Below are 24,424 nucleotides of genomic sequence, written 5' to 3' on the forward strand. Positions count from 1 at the left end.
AAGTTTGCTTTTTGTATGGGTTACAAGTCAGATAAGTAAAGGTTTGACTGAAATTTGAAATTTGGATTGAAATCTATTGTTGTGTTGATATAATAGTTAAAGTTTAACAATGATTAACATGACGTATATAAATAAATGAGTATGGAAGAGAAAAGTTGGTGTCGAATGACAGAAATCATAGGTGCGGAAAACAAAATAGAGAAAAAGAGTAGTATAAAACCTTTTATATTAAAAATGAGAGGAGGAGGTCATGCTCCTTCTCGAACAAATTTCGCAGATGCCTTTACTGGAGCAATAGGTGGATTAATATGCATTTTTGTGTTGCTATGGCTAACTAACATTACCGATTCACCTTGGTTAATGGCATCATTAGGCGGTAGCTGTGTTCTTGTATTTGTCGTCTGGAATGCACCATTGTCACAGCCTCGAAATATAATTGGAGGTCATTTCATTTCAGCCTTTATTGGGTTGACCATGTATTCATTACTAGGCTCCAATATATTGTCTATTAGTCTTGGCGTTGGATTAACTATATTTTTTATGGCCTTTTTAGGTGTCATCCATCCTCCAGCAGGCGCCAATCCTATAATTATTATTTTAGGAGGTTATGGTTGGAGTTATTTACTAACCCCTGTATTCATTGGAGCAGTCATCATTGTATTTTTCGGGTTGCTGATAAATAATTTACGAGAAAAAAGAAAATATCCATTGTTTTGGTAAGGATGATATCCATCTATGAAGTGTGTTCACTTAATAGATGGTTTTTTATTTGTTAACGTTTTCGCTATGCATACCGATATTTTTTTAGCATATGTTAGTTAAGATTTGTTATATTGAAGAAAGAGTGTAAAAAACATGTATTTGAATGGTAGGGGAAGATCTTTGTTGGTAGAAATTGATGGGAGGATCCATTTTTATGCTGTTGGACTGTGATGAGCAATTATTCATGGCTTATAAACAAAAAAGTGAAAAGGGTGCTGAAAATATACTAGCAACATGGCTGGAGGCAGAGTCAAATCTACAAGAAGATCCAAAAATACTTGGTACTTCGCTTTCACCCAAACTATTTTTAGTAAACGAAGAAACGGCTAAGAATATTGCCTTTTCCACAGCACGTAAATATTGGGGTCATGTATCAACAGAAATGCAAATGTATTTTGACAAGTATGGTTTGGATTCAAAATTTGTGAATGAGCGTCTCAGTGCTTTTTTCTATACACAAAAAGGTAAAGATACTTTTTTTGAGCAGCTTTTTGCCCAACATACAATAGACTTAGAACGTTTAATTTGGTTGGTTTTCGGAAAACGAATGCAAATGGCTATGCCAGTTAATGAGCTACAATCAATTATTTTATATAAATTTCAAGATGAATATTTAGTGCATATGATGTATAAAGAGCATGCGTCTTTTTGGCATTGGCTTTTCACAAAAAAAGTTTATTCACTGCTTATCCACAAACCATTAGAGCAATTCACATTTCTTTATGAAATAATGGGACATTTCGAGCAATCTATGAGAGAAAATTGTGAACATGTGGATAACTTTGTGTATAACTATAAGGCAATACTGGATAAGTGTATAACTCATGTGGATAAGCATAATGCTAGCTGTTTGGCAAAGAAACAGTTACGTCTTTATCAAATTGTTACTCATTACTGCTTATCAGAAGGTGATTTTAATAGTGTCAAAGCGTTTATTACCTCATTTGAAGCCGAATGGCGCTACTCAATGTATGCACTATCAGAGAAGGAGAAAGTGTTAATTGCCTATATTTTATTTCATATAGCAAATAGAGAACAGCAGAGTGAAAAGGTTATACATTATGGTGAATATTTATTAGAGGATGAACGAATAAATAATTATGCCATTGAGATACTACTGGAGTATAAAGAACTATTACCAAATCGTAAACCAACACCACCTGCCATTATTAAAAATTATCAGCTAAATTATTTAGAAAATTTATATGCCATTCTACTTGAGCACTATGTAAAAATGGCACGTTATGAGGATGGCTTACTTTTATTAAAAGAGCATGTTTTAGCATCGAATAAAAAAATTAATTCCTCATTAGTACAAAAAAACTTTAGTAGTGAACAACTTATTGCGATTGAGGCATATGTTCAACAGGATATAGCACTTCATGTGAATAACTCTCTACAGCATATTGGCTTGTCTGTGGAAGAGTGGCGACGCAATTATCGTCAACCAGATGCACCATACTATGTTGTAGCACAAAGTGCTTCTCTGCATATGTTAAATATTTTAAGAGTATTGTTTGTCACCGAGCAGTACGAGCTTTTTGAAAAATTAATGGAGATTTATAAAAAATATCTACTAATTGATGATCATTTTGAAAACCTACGTATGTTTATTAGTGCGTATGTATAAAAAAGGTGTCTAATACGTCACAGTATTAGACACCTTTTTTTACTCTAAAACGCCTTTTTCTTTCAAAGCTTCGATTTGTTCAGCATCAAAGCCCAGAGATAATAAAACTTCCTCATTATGCTCTCCTAGCTTAGCGCCAACATGCTTGTATTCAGGCTGCGCACCATCAAATTTAAATGGAGAGGCGATTTGTTTTTGCATAGTCCCATCGCTTTTGGGAATAGTTACAATCATTTCTCGTGCCTTTAGCTGTGGGTGCTCACATGCTTCAGGAAATGTTAGAACTGGCTCTACACAACCTTCAAAATCCTCGTTAAATACTTCAAGCCATTCCTCATATGTCTTGGACAAAAAGGCGTCGTGAACAGCCTCTTTAAAACGAATTTGTGTATAGTAGGAATCATTGAAGGTGTTATCGATTAACTCAGGAATATCGAGTGCTTCACAGAGTAATTTGCGAAATTGAGGCTCTAAACTACCAACAGAGAAAAACCGCCCATCCTTTGTTTTGTAAAAATCATAGTAACTGCCTCCATTTAAAATTTCTTGCTCTGGCTGTGGGACACGTCCACCTCCAATAAATGCAGCTCCATACATAGCATTAAGTGAAAAGACAGCATCTGTCATACTAATATCGATGAACTGTCCTTCTCCAGTTTTTTCACGATGAAGGGCAGCAGCAAGCACGCCAATTGCTGCATGCATAGTCCCTCCAGCTATGTCAGCTAGTTGAACGCCCATGGAAACAGGCTTTTTATCCTTATGGCGGGAATAGTCGAGTATGCCTGCTAAGGATAGATAGTTATTATCATGTCCTGGTCGATTACTATAAGGCCCTGTTTGACCATAGCCAGTAATGGCACAATAAATAACCTTAGGATTTATTTCTTTAAGCGCTTCATAGCCGATGCCAAGTCGCTCCATTACACCGGGTCGAAACCCTTCGATAATAACGTCATACTCCTGTACAAGTGATTTAACAATGTCGATAGCTTCTGGTGATTTTAAATTTAACGTTATGGATTTTTTTGATCGATTTAAATGTTGATGGATGTATGCCTCGTGATCATCGTCATAGGGAGGCATAATTCGCGTTAAATCAACTCGCTTAGAAGATTCAACATGGATGACATCTGCTCCTAAATCAGCAAAAATCATTGTCGCCATTGGTCCTGGTAGTAATGCAGAAAAATCGAGAATTTTTAACCCCTTTAAAATGCCCAAATCTTCCAACCCCTTTTTGTGTAGGCTACACAACCATCTGTATGATGATGGCGAGTAGCGCTTTTCTCATAATCCCCATTGTGTGAAAAGCGTATTCTATATACTGTATTATTACAGTTTATTATATTTTAATGAGTATTATAACAGATTGAATCTTAACTTGCCTATGCTAATTTTTATTATAAAATAAACGCTTCAACTTTTATATGTCAGAATAACAATAAAAGTAAAAAAATTTAGAATTTAGATTTTCTATCAAATTTCAGATAATTAGAGTCAGCTGTTAGAATATTTAATCTAAGTATCTAAAATGTTGGAATTTTGTTTGCTAGATTCTATAGGATACGACCTCTTTTATTGTTACAATCCTAGAGGTGTATTGGATTCTTCTTACCCAATTAATACATGTTACTTTTACCTATAGGAGTCTTTGCTTATAATAGGCACTAATTGTTTAAAGAATCTCTCAAAATATACATATTAAAAAATATAAACAGGAGGGCAGAAATGAAATCGCACCGATTAAAATTAAAGCATCTTATAATGGGCGTAGCGATGGCGGCATTCTTTTTTACAAGCATTGGTAGTGTTTGGGGCGGGTATAGGATGAACATTGATTCCATTAAGGAAAATACGCTAGAAACGAATAGAGTTTATGCTCAAAAATTGGCCTCAACGGCTGATTCCTATCTACATGAGGCTTTTCAAATCTTAGGATATAGTGCGGATCAGATCAGGACGAAAATGGATGATGAACAAGTATTGAATCAGGAAACAGAGCGATTGAGATTGCAAAATCAAATGTTCAATTCTGTGGTTATAACAAATGCAAAGGGACTTGTTTTATCTGTCTCCCCACCCTCTATAGAGATTAAAGGAGAGGTTTTAACATCAATTGGCGCTAAAGAGGCATTAGCCAAAAAGACACCAATTATTTCTAAGCCATATGAGGCGATGACAGGGCGGCTCATCATTTTTATATCGTACCCTATTTTCTCAGAGTCCAATGAATATCTAGGAATGATTGCTGGCACTATTTATTTAAAGGAACCTAATGCCTTTAAAACCTTATTGGGAGAACATTATAGTAAGGATGGTTCTTACGTATATGTAGTTGATTCAGATGGACGAGTTATCTATCATCAAGATCCAAGCCGTATTAATGACGTTGTAACCAAAAATAAAGTGGTTCAGGCTGTTACATCCGGCAAGGATGGTGCTCAACTAGTTGAAAATACAAAAGGTGTGAAAATGCTAGCTGGCTATAGTGCAGTGGCATCGACAGGGTGGGGAGTTGTTGCACAGAAACCTTTAGATGTAGCATTAGCACCTTCATTTGATCGTGTACAGGAGGTCATTATAAAATCTGTTCCTCTTATGATTGTTTCGATCATCATTGTACTTTGGGCTGCAGCACGTATTGCGAATCCTTTACAACAACTAGCATCATTAACAGAAGAAAGTTTAGATAAGAAAAATGTTGAAGGTTTAAAATCTGTAAGTGGATGGTACTTTGAAGCCTATTCTTTGAAGAATGCATTGGTTCGAAGCTTATCGTTTCTACATGGACAGGTCTCTTTTTTTAAGGATCAATCTACTGTTGACCCACTGACGGGTATTACGAACCGACGTACAATGGATTCAATGCTTGCTGAGTGGTTAGCAAATAAGATACCTCATGCCATTATTTTGTTAGATTTAGATCACTTTAAAAGTGTGAATGATACATATGGACATGCAATAGGCGATAAAGTTTTACAATTTTTAGCTAGACAAATGGAATCAGTAGCTCGTGAAGGCGATGTCTGCTGCCGGTACGGTGGCGAGGAATTTGTCATGCTTCTTCCGAATACGACGGCACAGGAAGCAACACTAGTTGCTGAACAACTACGAAAAGCTTTAGCCGATACAGTCAGTCCATGTGGTAGACCAATAACATTATCTGCAGGAATAGCGGTCTATCCAGCGATGGCAAATACAACTGAAGCGCTAATTGAAGCGGCTGATGATGCACTTTACCTAGCGAAACAAGAAGGGCGCAATCAAGTAAAAGTTGCAGTCTCAAAAAAGGATTAAAAAAAATATAATAAAAGAGCTTACAACGCAAATTTTTGGGGTAATGATTAATGCAAACATCATTTGGGCAAGCTATGTATAAGTCATCCGCCACATGACTTTTAAACATGTTCAAATGATATGTAACTCGGGCCACATCTCTTGATCGACTTGACAAGACGTAAGGTTATCCCCCTTTCCCTTATGACACCCAAGTACGACTAGATGCATGCCTATATATCGTCAAAAGCCAAGCGAGCACCGATGCTCCTTGGCTTTTTTTGTTGAGTGCTTTAGTGAAGTTCATTTGATATTTGGTGGGGAATACAAATAGGGTGGAATCCTTATGAAATGCTTGGGAATAATTAGGTTGTTTTAATGAGGAGTGTGGGAGTGATCACAAAAGTGAGGTATCCGCTCAAAGAGGGTGAGGAAGTGATCACAAAAGAGTTGCCCCCGCTCATAAGAAGTCTGAAAGTGATCACAAAAGAGCTGCCTCCGCTCATAAGGAGTGAGGAAGTGATCACAAAAGAGTTGCCCCCGCTCATAAGGAGTAAGAAAGTGATCCATAAAGAGTTGCCCCCGCTCATAAGAAGTGTAAAAGTAATCCCTAGAAATCAATCCTACCTGGGTTACTAAGGGGAATTGAAACTATTTTTCGACAAAGAAATTAGCATAGTCTGAAACTATTATAAGTATTAAGAATTTTACCTGACTATTTTAAACTTATCTATGAAGGTTCACTAGCCTTTGGTCGATATAAAGGATATGAGCAAAATGATATTTGTACGTATCAAAATACATAAGCGAAAGGAAGAGTGGAATGGATAAATCTAAAATCCAAAAAGTAAATAAAGCCTTGATTGCAACAGTATTTGCTTCAAGTGGGATTGCTGTAGTAGTACCACCACCAAAAGCAGCAGCGGCTTCTTCTCCCTTTACGGATATTAACCAGTACACAGATCATTATAACGATATATTAAAATTATATTCACAAGGGGTAATTAAAGGGTTTGCCGACAATACATTTCGTCCAGATGTGAATGTAACACGTGGACAGGCAGCGAAAATGTTGGCAACTGTTTTAAAATTGGATACGAAAAATATCCAAGATCCTTATTTTAAAGACGTACCTAAAGGTAGCGAATATTATAAATATGTCGCTGCATTGCAAAACGCAGGCATCATGTCAGGTTATTCAAACGGAACATTTATGCCAAATGAAGTCATTACTCGAGGCGAACTTGCCAAAATGGTAGTGGTTGGGTTCCATTTAGAGGTATCCCAAAATTATAATAATATTTTTAAGGATGTTAATAGCCAAACAAGTAACGCTCTCTATATTCAAACAGTTATTGACTTAAATATTACCGAGGGTACAACCCCGGTTACTTTCTCACCGTTTGCTCCAGTAACCCGTGGACAGTTTGCTTCGTTTGTTGTAGGTTCACAGGAGAAGAAGAGCAATGAAACATCATTCAAAATTACAAGTGTTGAAGATGATACAGTTTATGTAAATGGTGAATCTTACACAATTCCAGAACATCTTTCTCATATTTTTAACGACTATAATGCACCTGTCTTAAAAGGTGCCTACATTGAGGGTGATCTTTCAGGGAAAGTAATTCGATCCATTTCTAAGCTAACGCTTAATGCAAGTGGAACAAGTTCTCGTTCACTTGATTTCGATGGTAATTACGGATCTTTTGGTGCAACGATTATTGTAAATGGTAACTATATTGAATTCTCTAATATGACATTGACAGGGACAATGTTTGTCAATGAAACAGTTCGCCCACCATTGCATATAGGTGCTGCAAACCATCAACCATTAGCTCTTGGACGTGTAGCAAGTAACAATATCTCATTTATCAATTGGTCGAATCCAGATAACAATAAAGGAGAAGATTCGTCGAGCAACAATTCGAATGATCTTCAAAATTGGACAAAACCAAATACTGATAATGACAAGCCATTTGTCAATTGGTCTAAAGAAAAAGAGGAAATGAAAAATGTTGAAAAGTACCTTGAATTCTATAACAGCAGTGTTTCTCGACTCGTCGTTTCTCAAACGGGTACAAAAATTGAAACAAATACAAAACTACCACGAGTAGACATCATTGGAAATGTGCGAGAGTTTGAAATTCAAGGCAATATTGGTACGTTAAATTTAAATACTGAAACAAAACTCACAATTTATGGTTCAGGAAATATAGATTGGATTAATTACAATAGCTATACAGATCTTGAGCTGTATATTGATGGTCGAATCGGCACATTATTTGTTGATAATGCATATGGCAAGATTGATATTGGAGATTATACGTATATTGATAAAGTTATTTTACCTAAGGACGTGTCACCGAATGATATCTTCGATGACTTCTTAGATGATAAAGATAATGTTGGGGAAATTACTGATCCAGATGGCAAACCAATCGATAAAGACGATAATGAGAACCAAAATCCTGATGATAAAACAAAACCTCTTGTTAGTATTACGGAACTCCAATTACTAAATGGTAGTGAGATACAAGTAGATTTCACTTCAGATGAAGTCGGTACCTACTACTACATTGTGCGTGAAAAGGATGTAGAGGCACCAAATAAAAGTGAAATGGTCAACCGTCTTTCAAACAAGAATGTAGCACATGGAACTGGTGCAGCCATTAAAGGTAAGAATACTATTAAGGTTTCTAATTTAGGTGAGAAAAAAGAATATGTTATCTACATTATGGTAGTAGATGGATCGAAAAATGCATCAGATATTGTATCTCAATCCTTCCAAATGAAAGATGCATCACCACCAGTAGTAAAATCTTTACAAGTTACGCCTTTACATGGTGGAACAAGAGCTGAATTCAAGTTTACTGCAAGTGAACCTGGAGACTATTACTATTATTTACGCCCAAAAACGACAGCACCTGACCCAACAACAGCAGATATTGTTGCCAATCCAACGGGTAAAGGGAAAGCAAAGGCTGGCGCATTACCAATAACAGGAATTTTAACAGGCTTACAGGCTGAAACTGGCTATCAGCTTTATGTAGTGATGAAAGACGAATCAGGCAACTTTTCAGTAGACCCTGCTGTAGCTAAGGATTTTACAACGAAAGAGCTTGATAATATTCATCCGTTTGTCGAAAATAAAATTTTAGAACGAAAAGGGCTTAATCAAGTATATGTTTACTTCAACGAAAGGTTAGATAAAGAAACCGCGCAAGATGTTAAAAACTATGAATTATCCGGTACTGGGATAATTAACGTTACAGGGCAAAAAGTAATTAGTCCCGAAGAGGCTATTTATGAAGAATATGGTTCTGGCAAATCAAGAGTATTATTAAAAGTTCCTTCATTAAGCGGGTTTATTAATCATGATACTTTAACTGTAACAGTATTACCTGGAGTTAAAGATTTGGCATTTAATGATTTTGAAAATATAAGTACGGTTCCTTCTGGAGCTATTCCGAATAATTATGCAGAATATATGCACTCAGATATAGATACTCCAAAATTAAAAATTGAAAAGGTAATGAAAAATGCTGAAAAAACTAAGATTGAAGTAGAGTTTTCAACAGATAAAGCGGGAACTTTCTACTATATGATTATGCCTCAAAATACAGATATGGATGCTCTAAATATAGACTCCCGTGATTTTATAGATGAGTTCACATCAAAACCAAGTGGCAAATTTGACAATAATAGTGGTGCGAAAATTTATTTATTCAAGGAAGGTGAAAAGATAGCCAATAGAGGCAACACTAAGTTTGATATTGTATTATCAGATTTGGCAGTTGATCCATTTACAAGTTATTCTGTATATATGGTAGTAAAGGATCGTTCCGGAAATTTATCTATCATTGAAGATGCCCTAATTGCTGATGATAGTAAGCCTCCACTAATTGGAGATATTCAAGTAACACCAAAAGGAGAGAAACCAGGAAAACCTGGAGAAGAGACTGCTAATTTAACATTTAACTCTGATGAAAAAGGTAATATATATTATGCTGCAATACCAAAATATAAGAAAAATCCTGTTAGCGGTGTGCTTGAACTGAATCCAGATATATATGATAATAGTGGCAATATAAAACCATTACCTGGAACAACTGATTCATCGAAAGATAATGCTACACGGAAAGCTGCCTTCTTAAGTGCTGCAACAGGCTATAAACATGCGTCATTAGATGCGGGTAATAATAAACTTTCAATTGATGGATTAATACCACATGAAGAATATGTATTATACATTGGGGTGGAAGACACACCTGGGAACTTCACAGTGCAGCAAAGGGTAGGTACTACGCAAGAATATGGTGATGTTATGATGAAACCATTCTATGCGGACGGGACAGCACCAAAGATAGATCCTATTATCAAGAAAATTACAGAGTATGAGTACGAGGAAATACCTCAATTATTGAGTTCAAAAGTTGAATATGAGTTTAATAAAACTTTTGTTATAACATTTTCAGAAGCTATATCAATATCAGATTCTAGCTTAGATATACCTGTACAAAATAAAGAAGCAGAGACATTAGCAACTCTAAAAAATGTGCTACAAGATATAGCAGGTACAACTATCAAAAATATAAAATGGCAAGATTTAACAGATGTTCCTACATGGAAAGAACGGAAATTAATAATTACATTTGATGATAAAGTAACTTCCGATATAACAGTTGATATGAATTCAAATCAATTGAAAAATATCACTGATTTAGGCAAAATATCGTTTAGTGGTGACACATCTATAGGAAAGTACAAAGTAGATAAATCACCTAACGATGTAAATATTTTAAATGAAGCAGTTCTTGAGGATCAGAAAATCATTGGAGATACAGCTAGATCCACAAAACTAACAATTCTAGCTAATCTAAAAGCTGATTCGAATTGGAAGCAAAGGTTCTACTATGCTACATCTAATAATCCTTTAGTAATGGATCAGGAAACTGTACACAGAATAATTAAATCTGTTGAAACAAAAAAACTCCAAGATAATATGGGATCTATAATTTTAGTGGGAGCAGATAATGTAGTAGGTAATGAAGGTAACAGCTTTGAGCGAACTTTTAATGCTGCACAATCACCAAGTAGTGGAAATACAAATGTGTTTATGGAAGGGCAGTATTTCTACTTATTTACACTAGATCAATATGGTAATGTAATTTGGGCACAAGACTCAAAAGACGAGAATAAAAAATATAAAGTTATTAAACGACAAACTAATTAATAATTGAAAAATGACAATAAAAACCGACCTTAGTTCCAATAAAGTGGACTTACCCCTGTCAAGTAGACAGCTTTAAAAAAGACTAAGCAGCCATCTGGTGTCGATATTCTATCGGTGCCAGGTGGTTGAGTCGTTTTTGGAAGCGTTGGAAGTTATAAAAGTAGATGTATTGCTCAACGGCTTGCCTCACTGCTTCTTCCGTATTATCGTGTAAAAGATACAAACACTCGCTTTTAAAGTGCGAGAAGAACGACTCGATACAAGCGTTATCATGGCAGTTTCCTTTGCGAGAATGACTGCCAATCATGCCAAGTTTTCTTACGGTCTGATGATACTTAATCGATGTGTATTGGAAGCCCTGATCCGAATGGATGATGCTTCGGTACACCTTTCTTTTTGCCGTCAATTCCTGTAGTGTGTCCATGACTAATTCTAAATCGTTACGCTCACTAATTTTCCAGGCGACAATTTCGTTGTTATATAAATCTTGTACAGCTGATAGGTAGAGAAAACCATTTTTCGTCGGTAAATATGTAATATCTGTCACGAGCACCTCATTTTCTACACGCTCCTTAAAATTACGCGCCAGCACATTATCAAATACACGTGATAGTCGATTTCCCCATATACGATGCTTTTTACGGATAATCGATTGAATACCCAACTCACTCATTAATCGATAGACCTTCTTATGATTCACATGAAATCCTTTGTCTCGTAAAGCGATTTTCATACGAGGATAACCATACATTTTATGCGTTTGATGAATCGCTAAAATATGCTCCTTTAAAAGGATATCATCACGTTTACGTAACGATACCTTGCCATTTTTAAGCCATCTATAATAACCTGAACGTTCATCTTTCGCCATTTCAGTGAGCCATGTAATCGAATACCGATCTTTCATTTCTTCGATAATATGATAACGGTCTGGATAAGTGGGCATTCCTCCATTTACAGATTTGGATACTGCTTTTTTAAGTATTCTACCTGTGCCTTATAGTAATCACGTTCTTCTTCTACAGTTTTAAAGTGGGTACGTTTTCCTTTTAACGGATTCTTCACACCTTTCGCTCCAGAACCCGTAGATGGAAGGCGATTAAAGGCTTCAATTGATCCAACTTCTTTAAATTTTTTCACCCAGGCCTTCACTTGTGAAACATTGCGAATTTCATATCGATCCGCAATCTTTTGCATACTTTCATTGCTCGTTAAATAGGCTTGTACAATTTCTAACTTCAATTCATTTGAATACGTATTATTTTTTCGCGACATAGAGAAAATCCCCTTTAAGTAAAATGTTTATCTACAGCGTACTGTAGGTTTTTTAACATTGTCTACTTAAAGGGGATAATATCAAAGGACGGTTTTTATTTTATAGTAAATTACTGATTAGAGATTATAAATAGAATGCTTTCTATTCAATTTATACTCAACATCTTTTAATATATTTCATTTGTAATCTCTAAAATATAAGGAGATAAAACCTCTCCACCCAAAAAGGAGGACAATCTCATGAACATAGAAGACCACCTTTTACTCTGGAATCACGCTTCTATCAAGGTATTAGATGTACGTCATAGGATACTCAGTATAGGGGAAACATTGCAGCCATAAAAATCTTTTACGCGATCTTCCCAAGCGTAATTTGTAATCCAAGAGAAGCCAGCACCTACTGTTTTGATTTTCAATGCAAGTATATCACCGTATCCTTCTCCATGATAAACCACCCTCTCAGGATCTACAGGAATTTCAACCTCATGACCTAAATAATCCTTATAAACACGAGTTGTTGATTCTGATGTTGTTTTCTCTTCTTTTTTTGTCTCTTCATTGGTAGAACTACAAGCAGCTAGTATGATACTAACCAGTAATAATAGGCTACAGATGAGCATATATCGCTTAAATTTTTTCATGTCTTTTCCTCCGCAAATGATAATCATTATCGATATAGGCTAGCATAAATTAGTCCTTGGCCTAGGACAATGGACAAAATGAAAAAGAGCCATTAAGGTTTATCCAAAAATCTAACTGCAACTTTAAAATAAAATTCGTTTTACCGTATAAGTATCCTTCCATTGGTGGAGAATGGACCTTTCATAGGACTAAGATTCGATTAATGAAAGGGGTTTAAAGATGAAAAATTATTGGGTGTTTGTCATAACAGGAATGCTATTAATTGTTACAACTACGGGTTTTGGTCGTATGGCATTATGGCGTTATATTGCCGTTTATGCAGGAGGGATTGAGTCTCACAACCATTCAATCTGGTTACTTAGGAACAATGCTGTTTTTAGGTTATGTACTAACAGTAGGTCTTTCTGGAGCTTTACAACACACATTGGTGCAAAAAATGTTCTGTTAGTAGGGGGAGCCTGTGTCATTTTAGGGTTAATAGGATTGGTGTTTGTTGCAAATTTCTGGTGGGCTGCCATCACACTGTTCCTTGCAGTGTTGGGAGTGCCCCTAAGAAACGAGGTCGGTCATGGGACTGTTAATGAGTGGAGCTGGGATAGGGATGCTTTTTGTTAGTGTTTTGTGCAATAACAACCCAGTTCTATACAGAAGGAAACCATGCATGAAAAAACAACAACATGGCGTAACAAGCAGCTAATATCATAGCAGGTATTTACTTCTTAGTAGGGATTGTCTTAATCTATGCCAAATAAGCTGTATGATAATACTTGAATTATCTAATGGGCTAGCAGGCTCCATATATACTATTGCGAGGTTTATATCTAGTAGAGGTGCACCGTTTTGGGAGATGCTAGCAGAAGATATAATTGGTGTGAATAAGGCATTAACAACAGCCTTACTATTAGCGACTGTTGGCGATATACTGCCAATCATGCAAGAGACCATGAGTGGATATATATTATCTACTATTCTTTGGGGTTCTTCACTCGGTGGTGTTCTAGTATTGACTTTCAAACTAATTCTAAATTGAACGGAGAAAAGATAGCACTAAAGAAACCAACATCGTTTCTCATTGGTATTTCTTTAGTGCTTTATATTTTAATTGTTTAGGATTTGGAATGTGTCAGATGTAGTTGTTTGGATAATATGACGATTTCCACTGATGATGAAATCGGCAGGTACTCGCTTACCCACATCGTTTGAGCGAACGATGGATGAATTTGCAGATAAACCTTCAATTATGATTTCCATATTGGCATCAAAGGTTACTGGTTTTTTATTCAATGTAGCTTGAAGTGTAATTCGGTTTGCCTTTTTTGTAACTTGAATATCCATTACCCCTTCATCTTCATTGACAAGTGTATAAAGTGGTGGAATGATGATGGTCATTTTGTCTTTTGTTGTTAGAATATAACGTTCCGTGTCAATTTCTGATGTGGCTACATTTATTTTGGCTCTATAAGTATTTTTATTTTTTGTCATTGCAGTTGTTTTCCCAGGAATAGCTGCTGTATCTGATAAATCAGGTTTTTTAGGTATGTTATCTTTTGTAGGAAGTGTGTGTTTTCCTTGTACAAAATCCACTAAAGTCCAAACGTTTGGCACAAGCTGCTGTTGGACAGGTGTTAATGCTTCAAAAGATGTTTTGACTGCCTGCACATCCTGAGCTGTAGACGTTTTTGGTGATAAAGCTGCAATTGCGTTTTCCACTTCTTTAGCTGCCGCTTTATCCTTCACAACAAGCTGTTCAGCATCAAGTAACAACTGTTCAATACCTACAGGTAAAGAAGCATTAGAAAACTTACGCAGTATATTAAGCTCTGCGCGGGCATCGGCTACATCTTTATGGAATGAGAGACGAGATGAATTAATCAATTGAATTTTATTGACTACCTTTTCAACAGATGTATTTGGTGCAATATAGGAAGTTAATATTTTTTGCGCAGATGCGCTTACAAAGGTTTTTTGTGCTGCATTCAAGGTATTATACCAATCTCTTGTTTCAATAACATTTTGATAATAATTAGCGGATGTAGAATCCACAGAATTTAATTTCTCTTCAATTTGTGCTGCAAGCTTTCGATAAGCAATTCTTGTCTGCTGATGTGATGACAATGTGGAATAGTTCGTGACATACTGTTTTTCTGTTCCCGTTAAAGCATTATAAGCCTTTAAAGCGGCCTCTAAATTTGTTTGGAAGGTAGCTGTTGTATTGTTAATATTGTTAATTAGTTGTACAACATTCGCCACATTAGCATTGTAGTTAGCAAGTATGTAGGCTGGCTTTGATATCTCAGTAGCCGATGCTGGCGTGCTGTAAAGAAGGGAGGGAACGGCCACTAAAGACAGTAATACTAATTTTTTTTTGTTTTTCATCTTGGAGAAGCCTCCTATTTTAATAGTTAATGTATATAGAACTGTAACCCAACTAATATTTGGTAGTATATTAATTCTATCATAGCCTAGGATTTTTTTATGCCCTTTTTGGGTGAATAGGTATAGTGGTTATAAAATTTATAGTAGAATGGCATAATTTTAGGAATCATATTGATAAAGATAATAGAATTATAGTGAGAAAACAGGTGATGTGAGGTTAATACATTGCCTGTTTTTTTATATTGTAGAGGCATTTTATCTTGTGTATATGGTTTAACACCTTCTGAAGCAAGGAGTAGGTTAGGGTATAGTTCCCATTCCTTTTGTAGCTTAATTTTAAAATCATGGTTAGTATCAAGTCCTCTTAAATCAATAGCCCCTTGTGTAGCAGCTACTCCTTTTGCAGTATTGGTGAAATCCATCCAAATAAAACGTAGAAGTGTAAGAAAGCAAAAAAACAATCCGGCAACGAGAATTACGGTAATTTTTTTAGAGAAAATTTTCTTTTTTATCATAAACAATAAATTTCGACAAATAGGCTCTATTCTCCTTCAATAGTAACAGTTCCCTATCAATTCTTTCAAAAAATGAACGATAATAATACAAGGAATAGTTTTTAAGGAGGGGAATAGATGAGAATCGTGCTAGTGGATGATGAATATTTACCATTAACGAGACTAAAAACCTTGCTTGAAAAAAGTAATGTCTCGGGGATTGAAATAGTTGGAGAATACACAAATTCTTTCGAATTACTTAAAGATATAGAGATCCTACAACCAAATGTTGTATTTTTAGATATTGTCATGCCTGATATGGACGGTTTAGCATTGGGTGAAAAAATTCAAGAAATAGTACCTAATGTTGAGATTGTGTTTACTACAGGTTTTGATCAGTATGCTATTGATGCATTTAATCTACATGCTATCGACTATCTATTAAAACCTGTACAAATTTCACGTTTAGAAAAAACTTTAGAACGGCTAGACCAAATCAATAACAAAGTAAAAGAAATTAAACCTAGACTAACAGTAATAAAGCTTTTTGGTGGCCTTCATGTTGTTTTACCAGATGGTCGGACACAACCAATTAAATGGCGAACTTCCAAAGCTAAAGAACTATTTGCTTACATGCTAGAGCATAAAAATGAAATGATTTTCCGTGATACGATTCTAGAGTTATTTTGGCCAGAGTCTGATATTGATAAAGCATCAAAACAACTGTATACCGCCATTTATACAATAAGGAAAACATTAAAAAACTATGGGGTGGAGGGCGTGAAAATTTCAAGTCCTTTGCTAAGTTCTGGCTACAAACTAGTAGTTGAAAATATTGTGGTGGATGTAGAACAATGGCTATCTCGTTTAAAATTGTTACCTCCAATACAACAGACAACAGTCGATGAACATGAACAAGTATTCCAGATGTATACAGGTGATTATTTAGGAGATTGTGATTATTTATGGGCGGAAAGTGAAAGAGAACGTTTGAGAAGACTATGGTTGCACCATGCTCAGCAACTAAGCGAGTTTTACATAAAAAATGAAAGTTACATTGCTGCCGTAAAAGTGCAGGAAAAAGTGCAAGCATTATTCGCTGATGCAGAGGATAACTATTTTACTTTAATGAAGCTTTACGATCTACTGAATAATACAGCCGCGGTTGAGGAGCAATACTGGCTGTTAAAAAAGACGCTTCAAGAGCATTTGGCAGTGGAACCAAGTGAGGAGATTGAGGATTGGTATAGAAGCTGGAAACAGATAAATATCATGTCTTAAATAGATGCCTTTAATTAGTCAAAATTTTTAAGGACTCTGCATAAAGCAGAGTCCTCAGACTGTAGACAAAGTCGATTTTTTCGACTTTGTCTATTATTTTTAAATTAAACGGCTATAAGTACAATTTTTTCAGATTTTCCAAACCCTTTATTTTCTAGGATTCAGAAAAATATTTGAACATAGAAAACTAAAGTTAAATGCCGACTTATGATAACTTTTTGTTACGAATTTAGTTTGTCGACACTCTGAGGACTCTGCATAAAGCAGAGTCCTTCTTTTAGTGTAATAAACCATCACGTTTAGCAGAGTTGTAATAGCTCAATGCGCTGTTTAAATTATTATAAGCACTTACGACTTCAAGCTGAGTTGCGTAATAATTGTTTACAATAGATTTAGCTTGTTCAATATAGTTATTTAGATAGATCCAATCATTTTGGGAAGTCCATTTTGAGTAATAAGGTACATCACTGCCATCTCCATTGTACGATATTGAAACAAGGTCATTATAGGCTGAAGTGATAAGGGACTCTAAATAAGATTTTTCGACATTATAACCACCATTTGTGCCATACTTATAAGCATTTTTATAAGTTCGTATAGCATTGTTTAAATTATTGATCGCGTTGGCAATATCGGTTTGAGTCGCATAATAATTATTGACAATTAACTGTGCAGACGAAACAGCAGCTTCGATTGCGTTTCTTTCCGTCTGAGTAGTCCAAGGCGAATTATAAGGTACATTTGATCCGTCCCAAGAAACCGTAACATATTGAACAGAATTAATTAAAGACTGTAGTGAAGCTTTATCGCCATAACCATATTTTGTACCACTCTTTTGAGCAGCTTGGTAGACTGCTAGTGCATTTTTGTACTGATTGATGGCATTTTTCACCTGTTCTTGTGAGGCATTTGAATTATTTGCTACAGCCTTCGCACTTGCTACAGCAGAATCAAACACTGTGCGGTCTGCTTGTGTCGTCCATTTGTCCGTATTTAAAATATCATAGCCGTTTACAGATACTTGTACATATGGTGGGGATGCGATAAGTGTATTAAGTTCCTTTTTATCAATAACAGGTAGTGTCACGGAGACATTTTTATTGTCTACTTGTACATTGTTTACCAGATGTCCTGAATCTAAAGCTACTTTAGTACCGCCCTTTACAACGATTTGCTCTATTTTACCCTCACCATAAAGATTGAAATCTTTCGCAACATCAATTGTAAGCTTTTCTATATTAGACATAGCTTCAAAAGATGTAACTTTACCTACTACATCTACTTTGGAAAGAGTTTGGTCAGAAGATATATTGACTTTAGTACGTTCCAAATTGATGTTTGATGATTTCATATCGATTAAAGTAACGTATAGCCAACTTACATTTTTCGTTACAATTGGTTTTAATGTAATTGTTTCATCTACTACTACATCATCAAGTGTAAGGGCTTTTTTTACTCTGTTTGTAATGAAAAGCTGACCATCCACACTAACATCTTGAATCTTTAGATAGTCTGCATTTACAGTAAGATCTCCAGAGATTTGTGCATCACCTCCATCAAAATAGACAGATTTTTTGCTTGTACCTGCTTTGTTTAATATTAATGAGGTAACGTCCGTAATTTGACCATTTTTCACTACAATGGTAGCCCGGGCATTTGTTAATGCAGTTTTATTTGAAGTATCAAATAGGGGCTTTAATGCCGATTGAACTCTAAATGTACCATTAGATGTTATCACAGTATCTTTTGTTATGTTTTTGATCGTTACGGATTCACCAATCACCTTTTTTGCTGCTGCTACCTGTGTCTCATATAAATTTGATTGAATTTGAGATGATGCGGCATTCGCAGTAGACATTGGTAATACTAGTGTCGCTGTAATAGCCGTGGCCATTAATGTTGATAGCGCTTTATTTTTCATGTGAGTCACTCCAATCATTCTATTTAATAGTTAATATATCATATTCTTCTATAATTTAGAATTCGAAGAGAATGTTTTACTATTAATCTCAATTCAAATAAGTCATTAGTCCTTTGTATTGAAAAATGATGATTGGCAATGTATCGGTATTTTTCTCTATAATTTTGTAAGTTTTCTACTTTATTTGCTAAATAATTTATTGTGATACAATCATCCATCCATTATTATTAGTATAAAAGTGGGGGTGTTAGTAATGAAAAAATCAAGAGGAATTGCCTTAAAACTTTCTTCCCTTATAATAGGATTATTTCTCATTTTATTTTTATCCTATACTGTCATAACGGGGATTATTATAAAAAAGCAAAGTGTTGAAGACGCAGAGCATGGAACATTGCAAACAGCTGAATCCTCTGCAGCTATTATGAGTGAACGCTTTAAGAAAGCCAATACGACATTACAAACAACAAAGCGTATCATAGAAAGCATGGAGAAGAATAATACGTTGTCTACCAAAGGTGTTATAGACATAATGGAAAATAATTTAGCTAACAATAATGACATTCTTGGGGTAGGAGCAATCTTTGAGCAGAATTCTATTATTCTTGAACCAACTGAGGCTGCTTTAATAGATACTAACAAGCGTTTTATACCTTATTTAAGTAAGAACGGAAATGATATCACGACTGCTCAAATCGAAGGTATTGATGATAAGAGTGTTTCTGAGTGGTATTGGGTACCAAAAGAAGACAGACGTGCAGTTTTGACGGAGCCCTATGATTATAATGTAAATGGGCAATCTGTATTAATGACAACGATTTCGGTGCCATTAATCAATGCTTCTGGAGCATTTTTCGGTGTATTGACAGCGGATGTATCAATAGACTTTTTAAATGATTTAACAAAATCGAACGCCCCAGCAGGCGGTTACGCAGCAATTATTACGAATAAAGGTGTGCTAACAGCTAACAGTTTTGGTGAAGAGCTTGTTGGGCGCAATATGCAAGAGGATCCTACTTGGACAAGTATTAGTAAGACAATGGAAAATGGTGAACTAACAAGTATGTACGCTGATTCTAATCAGCTGAAGGAAAAGGCATATAATGTTTTTGCTCCAATGATTTTAGAGGGCATTGACGAAACTTGGACTGTTCAAGTCGTGTTAGCTGAATCAAAGATCCTAGAGACATATAATCATGTATTTGTATTTACGATTATTGCTTCTATTATTATGGTCATTTTGATGACAGTTGCAAGTGTGTTATTCATCTTTAAACAGTTAAAGCCACTTAAATTTTTACGTACATCGATTGAAACGGCAGCCGAAGGGGATTTAACACAAAAGGTAGAGGAGAAATATATTAAGCCTGATGAAATTGGAGCAGTGGCTGTGGCCTATAATAATATGTTGGATAAAACCAATAGTGCAATTCAAACCGTTCTAAATTCTACGAGGTTATTGAACCAATCTTCTAATCAGGTAAATGAGGCATTTAATGAGGTAGTTGCTTCTAGTCAGGAGGTTTCGGTAGCTATCAACGAAATTGCACAGGGAGCTTCGAAGCAATCAGAGGATACAGAAGAAACAAATTATCGGATGATGGATTTATCTGATCAGATTGATGCCATTACGTCCCTTTCCAATGAAATGGATGAGCTATCTCATAAAACAGGTGTAACAACGGAAAAAGGATTGCATGAGGTTGAAAGTTTAAGAGTGCGTAATATGGAGACAAATGAGATGAATGGGCGTATCCAGCAGCAAATAGAATCATTAGCTTCTAATATTGCCAATATTAATCAGATCATTGCTTCGATCCAAAGCATTACCGAGCAGACTAATCTGCTAGCTTTAAATGCAAGTATTGAGGCAGCACGTGCTGGTGAACATGGTAAAGGATTTGCTGTAGTAGCAGAGGAAGTTAGAAAGCTAGCAGAACAATCTAAGAATGAAACAGAAATTATTAAGAGTACGGTAGAAAGCATTCTTGAAAATTCTCAGCAAACGGTTGCTGTTATTGCATCTAATGCAGATTTAATGCAATCACAAAATGAGTCAGTACAAAGCACGCAACTAGCATTTAAAGATAGCAGTGACTTGTCAGGTTCAATTGCCAATTCTATTAGTGAATTAATGAATAAATTATCTAGTATGTTAGAGCATAAAAATCAGGCAATCATGGCTATCCAAAGCATTTCGGCTATTTCAGAGCAAACAGCAGCCTCTGCGGAACAAGTAAGTGCTTCCGCAATGGATCAACAAGCAGAATTACAAAAAGTAGCAGAGTCTATTCAAAATATGAACGATATTTCAAACGAGCTACAAGAGGTTGTAAATCGATTTAAGCTTGCTTAAAGGGAAAGGCTGCCTTCGTTATAGAGGCAGTCTTCTTTTATTGTGAAAGTCAGAGAAATTGACCTAGAAGGAATTCGACACTACTATTAACACTGGAAGGGGGACATTGATATGATGTATCTCGGAATGATTTTCTTTCAAATTGTTGTACCTATTTTAGTGTTACTTGTAATAGGCGCTATACTACAAAAGAAATTTCGCTTTAATTTAAAAGCATTATCTCAGCTTATTACATATTGCTTTATGCCAGCAGCTGTTTTTGTAAATTTATATGAAACACATGTGGAATTATCTGTACTGGGAGAGGTCGGATTATTTATTGTACTCTTTATCGGTAGTCAAATGATACTCAGTCACTTTATGGCAAAAGGGTTAGGTTTAGCTAGAACAGAGGCAGCTGTCTTTAAAAATAGTGTTGTGCTCATTAACTCGGGTAATTACGGTATTCCAGTGGCTCAAATGATATTTGCCACGCAACCTATTGGAGTAGCCATTCAGGTCATGCTCGTAATCTTTCAAAATATGACTACGTATACATATGGTTTATACAATTTAATTTCTTCTACAAAGTCAGGTATGACAATCATCAAGGATTTCTTTAAAATGCCTATTATTCATGCGCTGATTATAGGTGTCGCTATGAATTATTTTGATATCGGTATTCCACAGTTTATCAAAATACCAGTAGAACATGTGGCAGATGGATTTATTGCTGTGGCTCTAATTACTTTAGGTGCGCAATTATCACAACTAGAGATGAAATCAATGTTTAATAAAACCGTCTTTATCAGCTGTTTTACGCGACTAATTATTGGACCATCTGTGGCATTGGCCATTATTTATATATTGGGATTAGATGGAGTCGTCGCACAATCACTCTTTATAGCTAGTGCCTTTCCAACATCCCGCAATAGTTCTAGTCTAGCATTGGAATATGATGTAGATTCAGCAACAGCCGCGCAAGCTGTTTTATTTTCAACCATTGTAAGCTGTATAACTGTAACCATTGTGATCTATTTTGCAGAAGTATTATTTACCTAGTAAGATAAAAAATAACTTCCATCTCTTAGTATTATCTGCTACACTAGCATCAAACTAAATAGTATTAACTAGGGGAGTCTGATGAGTCAGGCTGAGAGGGAAACGCTACGAAGTTTCTTGACCCTTTGGACCTGATCTGGCTCATACCAGCGTGGGAAAGTTAAGAAGCTATTGCAGAGTATGCAATCAATAGACCTTTACATTCGTGGCCGGATCCAAATAATTATTTTGGATTCGGCCTTTATTTTTTAGATTGTTGGGGTGAGCTAGAATCGGTCCTTATATCAAAATAAATTTAAGGGAGAGAAGTAGCTCATGTCAGCAATTAGTGAAAAGAATATGACCATTATGTCCAGCTTTGAGGGAAGCAAAAAAGTATATGTGGAAGGATCACGCCCAGATATTCTAGTACCTATGCGAGAAATTGCATTAAGTCCGACAACAGGCAGTTTTGGAAATGAAGAAAATCCTCCTATTCGAGTATATGATACGAGTGGACCCTATACAGATCCAGCCTACCAAGTAGATATTACGAAAGGTTTACCTGCCTTACGAAATACATGGATTCAAGAGCGAGGGGATGTAGAAGTATATGAGGGACGCGCCGTTAAACCAGAGGATAATGGCTTTCGTCGTGCAGATGACCCACGTAATCATGAAAATATCTTTCCTGGATTAGCAAGAAAGCCTTTACGTGCTAAAAAGGGTAAAAATGTGACACAGCTTCATTATGCACGAAATGGGATTATAACGCCTGAAATGGAGTTTGTAGCGATTCGCGAAAATGTGGAACCTGAATTTGTCCGTTCAGAAATTGCAGCGGGGCGTGCTATAATGCCTTCTAATATTAATCACCCTGAGGCAGAGCCGATGATTATTGGACGTAATTTCCATGTGAAGATCAATGCTAATATTGGGAATTCTGCTGTAACTTCTTCCATTGCGGAAGAAGTTGAGAAAATGACCTGGGCAACACGATGGGGTGCAGATAATATTATGGATTTATCGACTGGTAAACATATTCATACAACAAGAGAATGGATTATTCGAAATGCTGCAGTGCCAGTGGGAACAGTGCCAATTTATCAGGCTTTAGAAAAGGTAAATGGTGTAGCAGAGGATTTAACGTGGGAGGTTTATCGTGATACCCTCATTGAACAAGCTGAGCAGGGTGTGGATTACTTCACCATTCATGCAGGCGTCCTTTTACGCTATGTACCACTTACAGCAAATCGTGTAACAGGCATTGTATCTCGTGGGGGCTCTATCATGGCACAGTGGTGTTTATATCATCATCAAGAGAATTTCCTGTATACACACTTTGAGGAAATCTGTGAAATTATGAAAGCCTATGATGTTGCTTTTTCCTTAGGTGATGGTTTACGCCCAGGCTCAATTGCAGATGCCAATGATGAGGCACAATTTGCAGAGCTTGAAACATTAGGTGAGCTAACGCAAATTGCTTGGAAGCATGATGTTCAGGTGATGGTTGAAGGGCCGGGTCATGTACCAATGCATCTGATTAAAGAAAATATGGACAAACAATTAGAGGTTTGTAAGGAAGCGCCCTTCTATACATTGGGACCACTCACAACAGATATTGCTCCAGGTTATGACCACATTACCTCAGCCATTGGAGCAGCGATGATCGGATGGTTTGGTACAGCGATGCTTTGTTATGTGACACCGAAAGAGCATCTTGGTTTACCGAATCGTGAGGACGTTCGTGTGGGCGTTATCACTTATAAAATTGCTGCACATGCTGCTGATTTAGCAAAAGGCCATCCAGGTGCACAACAACGAGACGATGCACTGTCTAAAGCGCGCTTTGAGTTCCGTTGGCGTGATCAATTCAATTTGTCACTAGATCCCGAGCGTGCAGTGGAATATCATGATGAGACACTCCCAGCGGAGGGAGCAAAAACAGCACACTTTTGTTCTATGTGTGGGCCTAAATTCTGTAGTATGAGAATTTCACAGGATATTCGTAATTATGCTAAAGATAAGGATTTAAATACGACTGAAGCGATCCATCAAGGTATGAAGGAAAAGGCTGAGGAGTTTAAAAAAGCAGGCAGCCAAATTTACCAATAATGAAAGAAAAGGCTTATGTCAAAATATAGACATAGGCCTTTTC

Annotated in this window: 18 protein-coding genes and 1 riboswitch; of the genes, 11 read left to right on the top strand and 7 right to left on the bottom strand. The window is 36.1% G+C overall.

Annotated elements, in window-relative coordinates:
• Positions 1–165 precede the first annotated feature (165 nt).
• On the top strand, positions 166–720 hold the full coding sequence (locus MKZ14_RS01050; RefSeq protein ID WP_016995188.1) for an HPP family protein: 555 nt from the start codon (positions 166–168) through the stop codon (positions 718–720).
• 196 nt (positions 721–916) lie between these two features.
• Entirely contained in the window at positions 917–2,392 is a 1,476-nt protein-coding gene (locus MKZ14_RS01055; RefSeq protein WP_258859434.1) for a hypothetical protein, read from the top strand.
• A gap of 39 nt (positions 2,393–2,431) precedes the next feature.
• Here MKZ14_RS01055 and MKZ14_RS01060 read toward each other — a convergent pair whose 3' ends face one another.
• Positions 2,432–3,616, bottom strand: coding sequence for a CaiB/BaiF CoA-transferase family protein (locus tag MKZ14_RS01060; RefSeq protein ID WP_016995185.1), 1,185 nt, complete (start codon positions 3,614–3,616; stop codon positions 2,432–2,434).
• 507 nt (positions 3,617–4,123) lie between these two features.
• Between MKZ14_RS01060 and MKZ14_RS01065 the strand changes: the two genes are divergently transcribed.
• The 3 genes from MKZ14_RS01065 (at position 4,124) to MKZ14_RS01075 (ending at position 10,904) form a co-directional block, all read left to right on the top strand.
• Positions 4,124–5,692, top strand: a complete 1,569-nt coding sequence (locus tag MKZ14_RS01065; protein ID WP_333006588.1) for a sensor domain-containing diguanylate cyclase — start codon at positions 4,124–4,126, stop codon at positions 5,690–5,692.
• A 372-nt stretch (positions 5,693–6,064) separates the two neighbouring features.
• On the top strand, positions 6,065–6,310 hold the full coding sequence (locus MKZ14_RS01070) for a hypothetical protein (protein ID WP_333006587.1): 246 nt from the start codon (positions 6,065–6,067) through the stop codon (positions 6,308–6,310).
• A 184-nt stretch (positions 6,311–6,494) separates the two neighbouring features.
• Entirely contained in the window at positions 6,495–10,904 is a 4,410-nt protein-coding gene (locus MKZ14_RS01075; RefSeq protein ID WP_339280577.1) for an S-layer homology domain-containing protein, read from the top strand.
• An 82-nt stretch (positions 10,905–10,986) separates the two neighbouring features.
• Here the strand turns inward: MKZ14_RS01075 and MKZ14_RS01080 are convergent, their stop codons facing one another.
• The 3 genes from MKZ14_RS01080 to MKZ14_RS01090 form a co-directional block, all read right to left on the bottom strand.
• Positions 10,987–11,850, bottom strand: a complete 864-nt coding sequence (locus MKZ14_RS01080; RefSeq protein ID WP_339280578.1) for an IS3 family transposase — start codon at positions 11,848–11,850, stop codon at positions 10,987–10,989.
• A gap of 8 nt (positions 11,851–11,858) precedes the next feature.
• Positions 11,859–12,179, bottom strand: a complete 321-nt coding sequence (locus tag MKZ14_RS01085) for a helix-turn-helix domain-containing protein (RefSeq protein WP_016995084.1) — start codon at positions 12,177–12,179, stop codon at positions 11,859–11,861.
• A 302-nt stretch (positions 12,180–12,481) separates the two neighbouring features.
• Positions 12,482–12,820 carry a hypothetical protein gene (locus MKZ14_RS01090; RefSeq protein ID WP_339280579.1) on the bottom strand — a complete coding sequence of 113 codons (339 nt, stop codon included), beginning with the start codon at positions 12,818–12,820 and terminating at the stop codon, positions 12,482–12,484.
• Between the two features lie 220 nt (positions 12,821–13,040).
• Between MKZ14_RS01090 and MKZ14_RS01095 the strand changes: the two genes are divergently transcribed.
• Positions 13,041–13,436, top strand: coding sequence for a hypothetical protein (locus MKZ14_RS01095; RefSeq protein ID WP_339280580.1), 396 nt, complete (start codon positions 13,041–13,043; stop codon positions 13,434–13,436).
• 232 nt (positions 13,437–13,668) lie between these two features.
• Positions 13,669–13,851, top strand: a complete 183-nt coding sequence (locus MKZ14_RS01100; protein ID WP_258859420.1) for a hypothetical protein — start codon at positions 13,669–13,671, stop codon at positions 13,849–13,851.
• 68 nt (positions 13,852–13,919) lie between these two features.
• Here the strand turns inward: MKZ14_RS01100 and MKZ14_RS01105 are convergent, their stop codons facing one another.
• Positions 13,920–15,197, bottom strand: coding sequence for a hypothetical protein (locus MKZ14_RS01105; protein ID WP_036075956.1), 1,278 nt, complete (start codon positions 15,195–15,197; stop codon positions 13,920–13,922).
• An 86-nt stretch (positions 15,198–15,283) separates the two neighbouring features.
• Positions 15,284–15,712: a hypothetical protein gene (locus MKZ14_RS01110; RefSeq protein WP_339280581.1), complete on the bottom strand. Its 429-nt coding sequence runs from the start codon at positions 15,710–15,712 to the stop codon at positions 15,284–15,286.
• Positions 15,713–15,829: 117 nt separating this feature from the next.
• Here MKZ14_RS01110 and MKZ14_RS01115 point away from each other — a divergent pair, with 117 nt between their 5' ends.
• The gene (locus MKZ14_RS01115) at positions 15,830–16,972 is read left to right on the top strand and encodes a response regulator (RefSeq protein WP_333006981.1); all 1,143 of its coding nucleotides are present in this window, start codon (positions 15,830–15,832) and stop codon (positions 16,970–16,972) included.
• Between the two features lie 277 nt (positions 16,973–17,249).
• On the opposite strand, the gene MKZ14_RS01120 is transcribed toward MKZ14_RS01115, so the two are convergent.
• On the bottom strand, positions 17,250–18,893 hold the full coding sequence (locus MKZ14_RS01120; protein ID WP_036075963.1) for a hypothetical protein: 1,644 nt from the start codon (positions 18,891–18,893) through the stop codon (positions 17,250–17,252).
• Positions 18,894–19,146: 253 nt separating this feature from the next.
• On the opposite strand from MKZ14_RS01120, the gene MKZ14_RS01125 reads away from it, so the two are divergent.
• The 3 genes from MKZ14_RS01125 to thiC all read left to right on the top strand — a co-directional run bounded on the left by MKZ14_RS01125 (position 19,147) and on the right by thiC (position 24,381).
• Positions 19,147–21,246, top strand: coding sequence for a methyl-accepting chemotaxis protein (locus MKZ14_RS01125; protein WP_333006770.1), 2,100 nt, complete (start codon positions 19,147–19,149; stop codon positions 21,244–21,246).
• A 111-nt stretch (positions 21,247–21,357) separates the two neighbouring features.
• Positions 21,358–22,287, top strand: coding sequence for an AEC family transporter (locus MKZ14_RS01130; protein WP_339280582.1), 930 nt, complete (start codon positions 21,358–21,360; stop codon positions 22,285–22,287).
• Between the two features lie 60 nt (positions 22,288–22,347).
• Positions 22,348–22,462: riboswitch (TPP riboswitch) on the top strand.
• 140 nt (positions 22,463–22,602) lie between these two features.
• Positions 22,603–24,381: a phosphomethylpyrimidine synthase ThiC gene (gene thiC, locus MKZ14_RS01135; protein ID WP_036075969.1), complete on the top strand. Its 1,779-nt coding sequence runs from the start codon at positions 22,603–22,605 to the stop codon at positions 24,379–24,381.
• The last annotated feature ends 43 nt before the right edge of the window (positions 24,382–24,424 follow it).

The sequence above is a fragment of the Lysinibacillus sp. FSL P2-0066 genome, assembly GCF_037969495.1.
Taxonomy (GTDB): domain Bacteria; phylum Bacillota; class Bacilli; order Bacillales_A; family Planococcaceae; genus Lysinibacillus; species Lysinibacillus boronitolerans.